This window comes from Paraburkholderia rhizosphaerae (genome assembly GCF_004366595.1).
Classification (GTDB): Bacteria; Pseudomonadota; Gammaproteobacteria; order Burkholderiales; family Burkholderiaceae; genus Paraburkholderia; species Paraburkholderia rhizosphaerae.
The window spans coordinates 160,135-173,249 of the sequence record NZ_SORE01000015.1; the positions used below are offsets into that span (position 1 = coordinate 160,135).

Annotated in this window: 11 protein-coding genes and 1 pseudogene; 1 reads left to right on the forward strand and 11 read right to left on the reverse strand. The window is 64.2% G+C overall.

Annotated elements, in window-relative coordinates; translation table 11 throughout:
- Nucleotides 1–64 precede the first annotated feature (64 nt).
- From pilV to BX592_RS20415, 10 genes are all read right to left on the reverse strand, one after another.
- Nucleotides 65–1,675 carry a shufflon system plasmid conjugative transfer pilus tip adhesin PilV gene (gene pilV / locus BX592_RS20370; RefSeq protein ID WP_134193836.1) on the reverse strand — a complete coding sequence of 537 codons (1,611 nt, stop codon included), beginning with the start codon at nt 1,673–1,675 and terminating at the stop codon, nt 65–67.
- 3 nt (nt 1,676–1,678) lie between these two features.
- Nucleotides 1,679–2,170, reverse strand: a complete 492-nt coding sequence (locus BX592_RS20375; RefSeq protein WP_134193838.1) for a type IV pilus biogenesis protein PilM — start codon at nt 2,168–2,170, stop codon at nt 1,679–1,681.
- Nucleotides 2,167–3,141, reverse strand: a complete 975-nt coding sequence (locus BX592_RS20380; RefSeq protein ID WP_134193840.1) for an ATPase, T2SS/T4P/T4SS family — start codon at nt 3,139–3,141, stop codon at nt 2,167–2,169. The genes BX592_RS20375 and BX592_RS20380 overlap by 4 nt, the downstream gene beginning before the upstream one ends.
- An 18-nt stretch (nt 3,142–3,159) precedes the next feature.
- Nucleotides 3,160–3,684: a type 4 pilus major pilin gene (locus BX592_RS20385; protein WP_208327937.1), complete on the reverse strand. Its 525-nt coding sequence runs from the start codon at nt 3,682–3,684 to the stop codon at nt 3,160–3,162.
- 75 nt (nt 3,685–3,759) lie between these two features.
- Entirely contained in the window at nt 3,760–4,836 is a 1,077-nt protein-coding gene (locus tag BX592_RS20390) for a type II secretion system F family protein (RefSeq protein WP_134193844.1), read from the reverse strand.
- Nucleotides 4,826–6,433: a GspE/PulE family protein gene (locus BX592_RS20395; RefSeq protein ID WP_134193846.1), complete on the reverse strand. Its 1,608-nt coding sequence runs from the start codon at nt 6,431–6,433 to the stop codon at nt 4,826–4,828. The genes BX592_RS20390 and BX592_RS20395 overlap by 11 nt, the downstream gene beginning before the upstream one ends.
- Before the next feature lie 4 nt (nt 6,434–6,437).
- Nucleotides 6,438–7,052 (reverse strand): type IV pilus biogenesis protein PilP, encoded by a 615-nt coding sequence (pilP, locus tag BX592_RS20400; RefSeq protein WP_134193848.1) that lies wholly within the window; start codon nt 7,050–7,052, stop codon nt 6,438–6,440.
- Entirely contained in the window at nt 7,042–8,334 is a 1,293-nt protein-coding gene (gene pilO2, locus BX592_RS20405; RefSeq protein ID WP_134193850.1) for a type 4b pilus protein PilO2, read from the reverse strand. The genes pilP and pilO2 overlap by 11 nt, the downstream gene beginning before the upstream one ends.
- 29 nt (nt 8,335–8,363) lie before the next feature.
- Nucleotides 8,364–10,076 carry a PilN family type IVB pilus formation outer membrane protein gene (pilN, locus tag BX592_RS20410; protein WP_134193852.1) on the reverse strand — a complete coding sequence of 571 codons (1,713 nt, stop codon included), beginning with the start codon at nt 10,074–10,076 and terminating at the stop codon, nt 8,364–8,366.
- Nucleotides 10,076–11,152: a toxin co-regulated pilus biosynthesis Q family protein gene (locus BX592_RS20415; protein ID WP_243849639.1), complete on the reverse strand. Its 1,077-nt coding sequence runs from the start codon at nt 11,150–11,152 to the stop codon at nt 10,076–10,078. Before BX592_RS20415 ends, pilN begins: the two co-directional genes overlap by 1 nt.
- Before the next feature lie 136 nt (nt 11,153–11,288).
- On the opposite strand from BX592_RS20415, the gene BX592_RS20420 reads away from it, so the two are divergent.
- A complete protein-coding gene (locus BX592_RS20420; RefSeq protein WP_134193854.1) occupies nt 11,289–12,386 on the forward strand; it encodes a type IV pilus twitching motility protein PilT in 1,098 nt (365 codons plus the stop codon).
- 612 nt (nt 12,387–12,998) lie between these two features.
- Here the strand turns inward: BX592_RS20420 and BX592_RS20425 are convergent.
- A pseudogene (locus BX592_RS20425) lies at nt 12,999–13,115 on the reverse strand (ABC transporter ATP-binding protein); the annotation flags it as partial.

A 13,115-nucleotide genomic window follows, 5' to 3' on the forward strand; every position in this document is an offset into this window, starting at 1 on the left:
CGGACAACCTGCGCGGTACGCGATGACACGCAGTGTCCGCGTTGCCCGGCGCCGGTCTCTTTCGCTAGTAATAGGTGTTCACTGTCCAGCCCGCCGCGACAGGGGTATTCGCAATCTCCTGGAACTGTTCACCGCAAAAGGAACTGTTCCACGGCGTAGTCACCCCGTCGTACGTCGCCCAGTTCGTCAAAAGCGAAACCCGATAGCTGCCTGGCGGCAATGCCTGCGCGAGGCTGTTGTTGATGCCGCCGGAATCGTTGGCGAGCGTCGGCCCCTGTGCTTCGGTGTGCGCGAGCGAGTTGCCCGCCCCATCGAGGATGTCGACATCCTGCGACAACTGGGCGCGCGCAGCGCGCGCCGAGTTGCAGAGGCCGTCATTCAAATGGGCCCACGACGAGACGGAGACAATGCCGGGCTTCGTCAACTGCACCGGTATGATGCGCGTGTAGGTAAACGTGCCGTTCCCCGTGTTGAACGAAAACGGCGGCGCGAAATAGTTGTTCGACGGCGGCCCGGAACAGCCGGGATAGTCATTGGCGTTGGTACTCGCCATCAGGATCTGGCACTCGGTTGTGTTCGAACCCGGGGTAATTTCGGCCTGGGTCTGCCAGATTCCGTTTTGACACGACAGCACGCGGCCGGAAGCGTCGGTCGTGACCGGCGTCGTACTTGCTGCGGTCGGCGCACAGGCATTCCCCTGCGCCTGTTCATTACCCAGGTTGAGGACACCCATTTCGTCCACCGCGATGGCTTGCCATGCTGTGCCGTTGAACGTATACGCGCGCCCGGTATTGGTCGTCATCGCTACGTCGCCGCGCGCAGGGTTAGGCACCTTCGCAGTGTCGCCCAGGTCCGCAGCGGCCTCGACTGGATCACGCCAGTGCAGCGATGCAACCGGCTGCCACTGGCCGCCGCGACAGGTGACCACATTGCTCGCCGAATCCGCGGCGACCGACCCCGCCGGCGCCGTGCACGGCGTGAAGTCGATCTGCTGCGCGAGCACGATCGGCACCTGCATCGTGTTCGCGGTCGGATTGCCCGGCACGCTCACGCGGTACAGAAAGTCCGCATTGCGCCCCTGGCTGTTGTCAGGAAATATTTCGCTTACCAGATGGCCCACACCGGTTTTCGTCGACGAGCACGACACGTTCGCCGGATTCGGGGTGGCGATGCTCCACGCGCCGTACGCGCCCAGCGCCGCACCGCCCGGGTTGTGCGTGAGCGGAATCGAGCCGCCGCCTGGCCCCGCGTTCGCCGCAATGTAGCCCAGTTGGGCATCGGGAATCGTCATGCCGCCTTCGGTCACGAGCAGACCTTGCAGAGCGCCGTTGCTGGTCGCATACACCAGCAGGCAAGGCGTCTGTCCGTATGCGTTCTGGCCTTGCACGCCGTCGGGTAGATACGTCGACAGCTTGAACGGCGTGCCCTGCAGCTTCACGACCACCGGTGTGGTGGCCGTAGCCGCTGCGCTCAGTGCGGTGGCGTTCTGCTGGATCAGTTGCGCCGACGCTTGCGCCAGCTGCGACTGGTAAAGCGCCGCCTGCTGGCCGCGCGCATCTTCCAGCGACGTGTTGATCATCATCGCAATGCCGGCCATCACCATCGACCCGATCGCAAGCGCGGCCAGCAATTCAATTACGGTAAAGCCGCGTTGCCGCGTAGTGGGCTTCTTCATGAATCACCGAGCTTGAGGTTGATAGGCCTGCGCGATCCAGACCGGCATGCCGTCGGGCACGCCGCCGGCAAGTGCCGCCGGAAGCGGCACCGGCTGATTGCCCGGCGATACGACCGAGCCGTTGAACGACACGCCGGCGAATGCCGAGCCGTTCGAGATCCGTTCAATGCCGGCAATCGCGGGCGTGGCGCTCGTCGACGTCGCGTACACGACCACCAGACTGCCCGGCGCGGTGGTGTTTGGCGTCACAAAGTTCCGCCACAGCGGATCGACTGTCCGCGGTGCGAGGAGCGGCTGCAACGACGCCGCCGGCACGCTGCCCTCAAAATCCGGATGGCCGAGTGCGTAACCGATGAGTGCCGCGCGGTAGTCGCTCATGCTCTGCGCAAGCGTAAAACTGGCCGCGACAGGCGTCGCACGCTGATAGCCGGCGTCGATCAGCACATACACACCGCCGAGCACGCCGCACGCCAGTGCGATCCATATCGCGATCACCGCGTCGCTCCCATGCGTTCGGCGAGCGCGTTTGAATGAATCATCGACATCATCTGCTGACGGATCTCGGTTGCGAGTTCGTCGTAACGTCCGTGGCGCACATGATTGCGCGCGCTTTGCGCGTCGCGCAGCATGAAGAGCTGCGTCTCCAGCTTGCGCGGCCCCGCCCCGGCGCCCGGCACGAGCCGCTGATGCAGCACGCCCGCCAGTCCGTCCGCGATCAACCCCTGCATGCTCGCCGCGTCCAGCACTCGCGTGCCGAGTGCGTGCAGCCGTGTCACGGCACGGCCGATATCGTCAGCCCGCATCGTCGTGATCAACAGATGTCCGTCCAGCGCCGCCTGTAGCATTTCGAGCGCGAGCGGCGCATCGTCGAGCGCGCCGACGTAGACCATTCGCGCGCCGAGACACAGCGTCGCGCGCAACGCCGCCACGCGGTCCGTACCCGGCACGGTCTGATAGCAGACGCCGTCGCCATGCCGGCCTTCGAGCGGCAGTTCGATCGGATCCTCCGCGGTCAATGCGATTCCGCCGTGCGCAACCAGCCGCTCGCGCACGAACGCGCTGGCGGTGGCCGTCTTGCCGGCCTTCGGCGCTCCGCAGACGATTACGAGGCCGGACAGATCGCGGCGCATCAGTTGCCTGATGTAGGCCGGCGGCACGCCTAGCTCGGCGAGCGACGCGACCTTGTTGTGCAATCTTCGCAGCACGAAGACCTCGCCATCAACAGTATCCATTGTCGAAACCCGGTAGGAGGCACCCTCGCAATCGACCTTGAAATCCGTCGCCCCTCGCCACGCCCGACGGCACGCATCCTTGAGCCGGTGCAATTCGCCTTGCAGTTGCGGATGACCCGGCAGCGGATGCACCGCCGTGCCGGGCGCATTGATGAAGCGGTCGCCAATGCGCGCATGACCCAGGTAGAGATACGAAAAGTCGAGCTGGTGCAGCATGTTGGTTTCGTCAGTCATTGCGCCGGTTCCGGCAGATCAGGTCGAAGTCCAGACGATGGAGTTGGTCGTGTCCGAAGCGCAATCGGTCGCAGCCACGTCTGGAGGAACCGGCAGCGCGGTCTCGAGCTTGCCGTTGACGCCGATCGACACCCAGCTGCCGCCCGCCGTGATTGTGTTCACGCACACGCTGCGCGGCACGTTTTCATACTCGATCGTGAACGTCGCACCCGCGCCTGTTACCGTTACCGCGCCGTTCCATGTGTTGGTGACGGCGTTCGTTCCGGTTGACGGCGTCAGCGTCGACGGAAACACGCCCGCGCTCGCTAGCACGGCGTTGCCCAGGTTGCCGTAGCCGCCCGGCTGCCCCATGTAAAGCTTCTTCACACCGCTCTGGATCGCACTCACCTGCTCGTTCACCGCGTTCGTGCTCGCGCTGCTGAATGCGCCGTTGAGCAGCGCGATTGCGCCGATCACCACGATGGCCGCAATGCCCAGATAGGAAATTGCTTCCAGCAGGGAAGCGCCGCGCTGCTTCTTCAATGGCCCGCGAATGCGGTTCATTGTTTTGATATAGACCACCGATTGAACCGAACAGTTATTCATTTCATCCTCGCATCGTCAGTTGAGAACTCTCGCTTAGTGCAGCGATCTGCTCATCGCCGCGATTTCCTGCTGGATACCGAAGAAACCGGTAATCAGCAGCCCCATCAATAGCGCGAGCGAAACAATCGCCGCGCCATTCAACACACGCATCTGCGCCGTCACCCGCTCGACGCCGGCGTCCATCCATTCATCCGCCAGCGTCTTCAGCGCCTCCGCGAATCCCTTGTATTCGGCATAGACGCACAGGTCGTCCACGATTTCGCGCGACGGGAAACGGTGGCCAGTGTTCTTCATCGCTTCGCCAACGTTCAGACCGGACTTCACGCCGAACAGCATGTCCTCGATGCGCTCGCGTAGCCAGGGCCTGGCCTGCCCGGAGAGTCGTGTCAGCGACTTTTCGACCGTGAAGCCCGCGGCCTGCAACGATGCGAACGCCGTCAGAAAACTGACGCCGACGATCAGCCGATAGGTCGAATACGGCGGATAGCCGTCGAGCGCATTACGCAGCCTTCCCGACCAGCGCGGCATCGAATACACGATCAGCGCGCAGCACAGCAAGCCGAACGCCACGCCATACACCATCCCGCCCTGCACAAAGAGGGACAGCAGATACAGCAGGTGTGCTGCGCCGTGCCAGCGTTCGGGACTGACAATCACGGCGAATTGCGGAATCACGTGCACGCCGAACAGATACAGATAGGCGAGCGTCATCGCGAACAGCGCAAACGGATACGCGAGCCCCCCCACAATCGCATTGCGGATGCGCCGGCCCGACACGACGATGGTATTCAACGAGAGCAGCGCCGCTTCAAGGCGGCCGGACTGCTCCCCTGCCATCACGATCATCTGTTCGGCGTGCGGCACCCAGCCTTCCATGCCTTCGGCGAGCGACCCGCCGTTCTGCACGACCTGCCGCCACTCGCCGAGCATGATTGCGCCGGGCTCGTTCGGCCTGCGCCCTTCGTGCGACGCGCGCAGTTCGAGTTCTTCCAGCACCTTCAGTAACGGCAGACCGTTGGTCAGCATTTTCTCGATCTTGCGATAGAGTCGCAGGCGGGCATCGGGACCCGCCTGCAACCGCGCCCAAAGGCGGTTCAGATCAATGCGCATAGCCGCTCCCGACCGGCGCGGCACGCAGACGCGCCGACTGGGTGCATGTGGCGAGCGGGCCGACCACGCGTTCCGCCATGCGCGGATCGACAAGTCCCGCCGCCACCTTCGATTGCGTGTGTTCGACGATCGTCTGGCCGCCTAACCGGTCTAGCCAGTACTCGATCGCGGCTGCCTTGTCCCCGTTGCGCACGCACTCGAAGTAATGCGCGTCGGTGCGCACTACCTCGGCGACTACCGTGCGGCCGATCGTGCCGCGTCCCGCGCAGTGCGGACAGCCGTCGCCCTGCGCGCGGACCTGCTCAAACGCTGGCCCGACCGCGAGCCGCACACGCGCGGCGAGCGCCGTATCGCGCGCGGCGGCCGAGTCGGCGAAACGCGGGCTGCACTGCGGACACAGCAGCTTCACGAGACGCTGGCTGATGAGGCCGGTGACCACTGACTCGTCGGTCACCATGCGCAACGGCAGGCCGAGATCGATCAACCGGTCGACGATCGCAAGCGCGCCGTTCGCGTGCACCGTCGTCCACACCTGGTGTCCGGTCATCGACGCACGCAACGCACTTTGCGCGGACGCGCTGTCGCGCACTTCGCCGATCATGATCGTGTCCGGATCGAGGCGCATCGCATTCGCGATCGCCGCCGCGAATGCGAGCGAACGCGCTTCTTCGGTGGACGCGTTGATCACAGGCGTCTGGACCGCGCCGGCGATCGGGTATTCCACCGGATCTTCGACAGTGATGACGTGCGTGCTGCCATTGCATTCATTGATCTGGCCGAGCAGCACGCGCTGCAGCGTCGTCGACTTGCCGGAGCCGGTTGGTCCGCTGATGATGTTCATGCCGTGCGGCAGCCGCTTCAGTTCGTCGATCTGGTGCGTCTGCAGCGTCGAGAAACCAAGGCGCTCGAGCTCGGTCGTTTCGCCGGCATCGTTGTACAGCAAGCGCAGCACCATCACGTTGCCGATGCTGGTCGGCGCGGTGGCGATGCGCACGCCGAACAGCTGCTCGGGTAGCTTGTCGCGCTCGCCGATGCTCGCGTCTTGCCGCTCGCTCGGCTTGTACGTGTTGTCCGACACACTTGCCATCGCCGAATACAGCGTGGCGAGCAGACGTGCGCCGTGTTCGCGCGTCTGCTCGCTCACGCGCACCAGTTCGTTGTGAATGCGAAACAGGATCTCGGTGCTAAAGCGCTTCACGCGAATGTGAATGTCCGACGCGCGTTCACGGCAGGCCTGCGCAATCAGCTCTTTAGCCAGCACCTGCATCGCGGTGTGATCGAGCCGCTCGGCGGTGCCGTCGCGCCGCATGCCCTCATAGGCTCGGCGCACCTCGTCGAAACCGACCGCATAAGCGCGGTACGTGAACTTCAGCCGCTCGAGTCGTGCGCGATACGACAGCACGTAGGGACTCATCTCGTGCCCTTCGGCAATCAGAAGGCGGCCGTCGTCGAGCAGGCACAGCAGCTTGCGTTCTTCAGCGCTTGCGGCCCACGCGCCGACGTCGGACAGCGGATACGCGCCACGCGTATTGCGCGCCTGCGGCGGTTCGCCGGAGCCGGCGCTTGCCGCAAATTCGGTCAGCACAGATATGCTCATGACCTCACTCCTTCGAAGAGGCCGGATAGCCTGACGGCAATCCGGGCACGCCGGCGCCGGAACCCGCGGCGGCCTGCGCCGAGGAATTGAAGACCGCGCCACCGCGCGCGACGGTCGGCATCAAACGAATCGAGCGGCCGTTTTCCCAGCGGCCGAGCACTTCATTCGCGCCAACCGATACGATGCGCAAGCCATTAGGCAAGGTGTCTCCGGCGGCCACCTCGAACTGCTGGCCGTCGGCGGTCACGAGCGTCGCGGAAAAGCTGCGCCCGATCCCTTCGACCGCGGTCACACGTAGCCCGCCGTCACCGCTGCGGCCCAGATGCGCCGCGTCCGCTGCGCCGCTCAGCCGCGACAGCGCGGCGGTACGTTCGGCGACCTGCGCCTGCGCATCTAGCTTCCTGAGTTCCGCTTTCAGCAGAACCGTTTGCTCCTGCAGGCGCGTGAGTTCGTCGGCCGCGCTGAATTCGACCGGGCCTGTCGATGCCGCCGCATGCTGCGCAGCGGGCGGCCGTTGCTGCGGTACATCCGGCGCCGCAACGGCACGACTGCCTGCGGCGAACACCAGACAGCACAGGAACGCCACCACATGCAGGCGTCGAAAGGTACTACTTTGCATAGACGACTCCTTGCGCGGACCATGTGCCCGCCTGATAGGTCAACTTGTCGAGCCGGACACCTGGCTCATCGAGATAGCGCTTCAGCATGCCCGGCGGCATGGCGCCCAGGTTCAGCTGCAGCCGCCATGCATGCCACGACCGCGGCGGCGGGCTCCGCTGGCCCAGTTGCGCGAGTCCACCTGGCGGCTGATTCTCCGGCAACGGCGCGAGCGACAGCGGAATCTCGAGCAGTTGAAACCGCGTGAGCAGGCGTGAAATAACGCTCGCTCGCATCAGCAAGGGTTCGTCGTCGCCGGCGGTCATGTGCAACGGTTGCGACAGCGACGCGCGCTCGCCTGTGTTATCGAGCTGCGCGAGCGGTTCGCGCGCCAGCAACAGCGCCGCCGTGGAGCCGTTGCGCGACCATAGGTAATCGATGCTGCGTGGCTGGCAGACGAAACGTTCGAGCTCCCAACCGCCAGGTGCGAGCTTCGTGAAATGATCGAGGCATACGCGCGCCAGTTGCGACGGTGCCGGCATCACCGCCCAGGGGCGTGCATCGTCGTCGCTACGTGTCGCAGCCGTGTGTGCGAGCCGCTCACGCGCGGCGTCGAGGAGGCGTGCGCGTTCGGCTTCGAGCGTATGACGCCGATGCACGAGCACGCCGGAAACCGCAAGCGCCGCGCACGCGAGCACGCCGGCCGCGAGCCCGATGGCGCGCCACGACAGGCGGCGCGCAACTGGCCGCAACCGCGCCCAGTTCGGCACATGCATACGGCCGGCGCGCCGCTTGCCGAGCAACTCCTCGATCCGCCGGGGATAGAAGTTATGGAACCCCATCCCTTCGATTTCGCTGTCGCCGATCACCACGTTCCAACCGCCGAGGCCGTAGTCGGAATTGAGCCGCTCGAACACCTCGTCGCTGCTGCCCACCCAGTCGCCATTGGGCAGAAACGAACCGTCGCGCACCGCGAAATAAGCCCAGCGTCCGTCTGGCAACTTGAACGCGCCGAGCCAGTTGGGCGCGCTCTGCTGGCGGCCGTCATAGAACGCGCCTTCCAGCGCGATGGTCTTCGAGACGATCACGCCGAGCGATGGCACGCCTGCCTGCGCCCCTTCACGCGTATTGGCAAAGCCGGCCGCAGCGACGCCGCGGTCGATGCGCAACACCATCAGTTCGAAGTTCAACTTCTTCGCGAGCTCGACGCCTTCCTTGCGCAGTTCGTGCCGGCGCGACAGCGACTGCCAGAACAGTCCGCACACAAAGCGCTGCCGTTCGATCTGGACGATGTGAGTAGCCATTGCGCGTTCCTGTTTGCGAAGCTCGATGCTCATGCGCCGTTCATCATGATCGGTGTGATCAGAATGACGATCACCTCACGTTGCCGCGTGCCGTCGTAGCCGCCGCCGAGCAGATAGTTCGTGGGTTTGCCCACGCCTTGCTGCGCAAGATTGTCATCGGTGCCTTCGTAACCGCTCAGCACCAGCGTTTCACCGGATTTCATCGACACGCGCTGCAGGAAGTTACGCGTGTCCACGTTGGGCGTCTGAATCTGCTGGCCGCCGCTTTGCACCGTCTGCAGCTGGAGCAGCGACGAAATGTTCGTATAGAACTGCAGCAGCACCGTGCCGTTGTCGAGCAGGTGCGGCAGCAGCGTCATATTGAAGCCGGTGGTGACAGTGCCCGGCACCAGCGAGGTCTGCGAGCCGACGTTGGCCGTATTGGTCGTGGATACCGAAGCGAGATAGCCCTGCTGCGTTGCGACCTGCACCGGCACTGGCTGGTTGTTTAGTGTCGTGATCGACGCGGACGTCTTGCGCCGCACCTTGCCCTGGCTGGAAAGTGCGCTGATCATCGCTTGCGTGCCGGCCGCGCGGCTCGACGGCGAGATCACCTGGGCCGCGAACGAGACCGGATTGGTCGCCGTGGTGGGGAAGGTATTCGTCACCTTAAACGCGGTGCCGAGTGCCTGGTACACGACGTTCCAGTTGATTCCGTAGCTATCCTGCGCAGACTGCGTGACCGACAGCACGGTGACGTTGATCAGCACCTGCCGCGACATCGTCGCATTCTGTTCGTCCATGAACGACGCAACGCGGTCCAGCACGTCGGGCGTATCCGTGACGGTCATCGAGCCCGTGGCCGGCGAAGACACCACGCTGCCGTATTGCGACAGCATCGCCTGAATCGACGCACGCAAGCTGTTGAATACCGACAGTTGCGAGTTGACGACGGTGTTCGCGGTGTTGTTTGCCGTCACGCTCGCGGTGCCTCCGCTACCGCTACCGGTACCGCTGCCGCTGCTGCCGCCGCTTGTGCCTTGCGATCCGAAGCCTCCGCCCGCGACAGCCGAACCGTCGCTGGACGCGCCGCTCATCACATTGGCATTGGTCGTCGTGTCGCCGGGAATGGCGCTGACCTGGAACGTGCGGGTGTCGGTAAAGAAGAACACAATCGCGCCGTCGGCGAATTTCCACGACACGCCAAAGCGTGTCGCCGCAGCATCGAGCAAACCGCGCAGAGTGCCGTTGCGGTACGCGATGTGCGTCGGCGCGCCGCCCGCGAAAGCGGCGGCGGCGGCGCCACCGCGGGCGCCCGAATCGGCCCCGAGCCCCGGCAGCGTCGGCAGCGGCGGCGCCGCGCCGAGCACCGGCACTTGCGGCGCAGCCGCGACGGAAGCACGTGAACCGGCGAGCGCGTTCGGCGCGACACGTGTTGGAATGTGCGCAAGGCGCGAGATGTGTTCAGCGAATTCCTGCAACGACGCGACATCGCGATCGAACGTGGCCGGCTGCGAAAACACGGCCGGCAGCGTACGTTCATGCGCGAGGCGGATCGGATTGCCGGACAGCCACATGCCATTGTTGACGATCACGCCGTCGGACGACTCGGCCAGACGCGCGTTGCCGCCGCGCGTTTCGTCAAGCGCGTGCTGCGTCTCCCGGTGATCGTCGTCGACAGCGTTCGACAGATGTTGGGCGAGACCTGTGCAGCCGGCGAACAGGCTCACGGCGAGCGAGCAGATCAGAGTGGTATTGCGCATTAGCCTGCCCCTTTGGCGACGATCCGAAGAACCTTGTTGCCTTGATAAAGAATTGCCTGCACGGGCGCGTTCGAATGTGCGAGCGCGGCGACTACCGATTGCAGCGCATCGTCGAACGTGCCATTCACGCTCGCGTTTGCGTCAACGCTAAAATCCATCGGCGCCTCCCAGATCAGTTGCCAGCCCGCTTCTTGCGCCCAGCGCGTAAGCGCGGCACGCACCGTGCGATCCGACAGTGCGATGCGCCATGTCTGCTGCGCGGGGACGGCTGCAGGCGCTGAAGTCTGCACTGTGGTTTGAACTCCGGGTGTCGCCGTCGTTTGCGCTGTCGTTTGCGCTGTCGTTTGCGCCGTCGTTTGCGCCGTCGTTTGCGGTTCGACTCGCGCTGCAGAGTTGCGGTCCGCCTGCGTGGCAGGGTGGACTGGCGCGAGATCCGCGGCAAGCGGCTGTCGGGCAAGCGGCGCACCGCTGCCGCCGGCATCGCCGGCCTGCTGCTGCGCGACTGGTTGCGCATCAGGGGTGGTCGCTTTAGCCACGATGTGTCCAGCAGCTGTTTGCGGCGGTGCCGTCGGAACCGCGACGGCATTCACGACGGGTGCCGGCCGCGGCGCGGCCGTCGTCGGCGCGATCGCCGCGGCGGGTACGGCAGCGGTGGGCGCCTCGACACCCACGGGCGCCGACGGAGCCGGCGGGCGCGCGTCGAATGGGCGGCGGTAACGCACCGTCACCAGTTGAAAATCACCATCCACCTGCGCGGTGAGTTCGGGGTGTCCCGCGAGCGCTTCGCGCAGCGTCTGCACGAGCGGCTGCCCTTGTTGCCAGGTCACCGGCGTCGCCGCCCATGCCCCGGCATTCGGAAGCAGGATGCTGTAGTCCGCCGGCAGAATCAGCCGCAATGCGGTCCGCAACGGCACATTCGCGCCGCTCGTCGCGACGCGCGCGCCATCGCGTATATCGCCCGCGACGATGACCTGTCCACTGCCGTCCGACGCCGGCACGCCGTCCGCGAAAGCGCGGCCAGACCACCCGCCTCCCAGCGTCAACAGCATCGCCATCCATGCCATGACCGTGCGCATCTGTTTCTTAGCCTCGTGATCGTAGATGGCGCGAATTCACGCCCATAGTTACTTTCATTACTTGCAGTTGCCATCGGACTGGACATTCAGCCCGCGGACTGACACGATTACTGAACTTCCCACCTCGGCCGCCGCGATGACCCACCCCAGCGAACTGCGCGATCTGACGCGCGAAATTCTCGATCTCGTCGATGCAAGCCGTGTCTTCACGGACATCCATATCGAGCAGGACCGCCCGATCATGATCAAGACGCCGCGCGGCTGGATCGAGGCCGAGGGCGGTCCCGTCCTGATCGACGAGATGGCGCCGCTGCTCGCGGCGATCGACGAGAACTGGGACACGCGTCTCGCGCAAGGCGCGCTCGACCGGCCGTTCGTACTAACCCGCTGCCGTCTGCGCTGCCATGTGTTCCGCACTTCAGGGGGCCGCAAGACGGTCATTTCGATCCGCCGCCTGCCGCTGCATCCGCTGCCGCTCGATAAGCTCGGCTTGCCCGCGTACATCCGCACGATGCTCGAAAGCTCCAAGGGCATCGTGTTCGTTACCGGACCCACGGGATCCGGCAAGACCACCACCATCGCGTCGCTGCTCGATCACATCAACCGCACACGCAGTTGCCATATCGTGACGATCGAACAGCCGATCGAGTACGGCCTCGAAAGGCACCAGTCGATCATCTCGCAGCGCGAAGTGCCGACCGACACACCCAGCTTCTCAAACGGCATGCGCGAAGTATTAAGGCAGCGACCCGACGTGATAATGGTCGGCGAGATCCGCGACCTTGAAACCGCCGAAGCCGTGCTGCAAGCCGGCGAGTCCGGCCACCTTGTATTCGCGACGATGCACACCAGCAGCGCGCTTAACACACTGACCCGGCTGTTATCGTTTTTCCCAGCGGAACAGCGCGAACGGCACGCCGCCTCGCTCGCCAATTCACTGATCGGCGTGATCTGCCAGAGCCTCGTGCCGAGCGAGGACGGCAACCAACTCGTGCTCGCAGCCGAACTGCTGTTCAACCACAATCAGCAGATCAGCACGCTGCTCGTCGACCCGGCGAAAATCGCGTTCCTCGCGGACTTCATTCGCCGTAAGGAAGACAATATGTCGCGCTCGCTCAACGAACATCTGGCCCAACTCGTCGCGAAGGACGTCATCTCCACTCGCGACGCATTGCGCTCGACTTACCACCGGATGGAACTGCACGAGATGCTTCAGTCGTCTGTGAATCGTTGACTCAATTCTTACCGCTAACGCCTGCAACGCTCGCAATCTTTGACAATCTGTTACGGTTGAACACGCTATGCGCGTTTGCTACGGACGCGACAAAGCGCAGGGTCCGAATTCCTTCGAAACCCTGTCCAGATTTAAAGCTTGAAAGCAGGCGCGCGTTGGTATCGATTGCCTCGCGCATCGATTTCAACGCACGAGTCATCCTCGCGTATCTGAAATAGGAGCCAGCGATCGGATTGAAGTGTTTCTCGGGTTCCGAATTCACTGCTGCGCTGCTTTGATCTGCAGACCCGCACTGACCCTGACGCCGCGCTAATGCATAAATAGTCCCCCAGCAGTTACCGACACCTTTCTGAAGGCTGCTGGATCCTCGATAGGCTTCTCCTGTATCAGTTGAATTTCCACAAGCCGCGCATCACACCCGCGAGCCAATACCGCGCAAACCGTAAAATCGTTGCGCGAACGTCGGCTTCAGACCCGCTCGTGGGTGGTGGGTGGGATTTTTCGCGGACACGTCTTTCACGTGTCTGATGGGCTCGTCCGGTTTTCCGGCGCCTGTTGCACGGTCGCCATCGTGCAGGCACCTCCGGCAACTTCCGAGCGTCGCACTTTCACTTACTCCCCCAGATACGCGGCGCGCACCTTCGGATCGTCGAGCATCTGCTTCGCGTCGCCGGACATCGTCACCATTCCCGAGTCCATCACGTAGCCGCGATTCGCGGCCTGCAACGC

Excerpts from the sequence above, each read along its gene's own strand:
- pilP (WP_134193848.1), bottom strand. The coding sequence starts at position 7,052 with ATGCAAAGTAGTACCTTTCGACGCCTGCATGTGGTGGCGTTCCTGTGC.
- BX592_RS20420 (WP_134193854.1), top strand. The coding sequence starts at position 11,289 with ATGACCCACCCCAGCGAACTGCGCGATCTGACGCGCGAAATTCTCGAT.
- pilV (WP_134193836.1), bottom strand. The coding sequence starts at position 1,675 with ATGAAGAAGCCCACTACGCGGCAACGCGGCTTTACCGTAATTGAATTG.
- BX592_RS20390 (WP_134193844.1), bottom strand. The coding sequence starts at position 4,836 with ATGCGCATTGATCTGAACCGCCTTTGGGCGCGGTTGCAGGCGGGTCCC.
- BX592_RS20395 (WP_134193846.1), bottom strand. The coding sequence starts at position 6,433 with ATGAGCATATCTGTGCTGACCGAATTTGCGGCAAGCGCCGGCTCCGGC.
- pilO2 (WP_134193850.1), bottom strand. The coding sequence starts at position 8,334 with ATGGCTACTCACATCGTCCAGATCGAACGGCAGCGCTTTGTGTGCGGA.
- BX592_RS20380 (WP_134193840.1), bottom strand. The coding sequence starts at position 3,141 with ATGACTGACGAAACCAACATGCTGCACCAGCTCGACTTTTCGTATCTC.
- pilN (WP_134193852.1), bottom strand. The coding sequence starts at position 10,076 with ATGCGCAATACCACTCTGATCTGCTCGCTCGCCGTGAGCCTGTTCGCC.
- BX592_RS20385 (WP_208327937.1), bottom strand. The coding sequence starts at position 3,684 with ATGAACCGCATTCGCGGGCCATTGAAGAAGCAGCGCGGCGCTTCCCTG.
- BX592_RS20415 (WP_243849639.1), bottom strand. The coding sequence starts at position 11,152 with ATGCGCACGGTCATGGCATGGATGGCGATGCTGTTGACGCTGGGAGGC.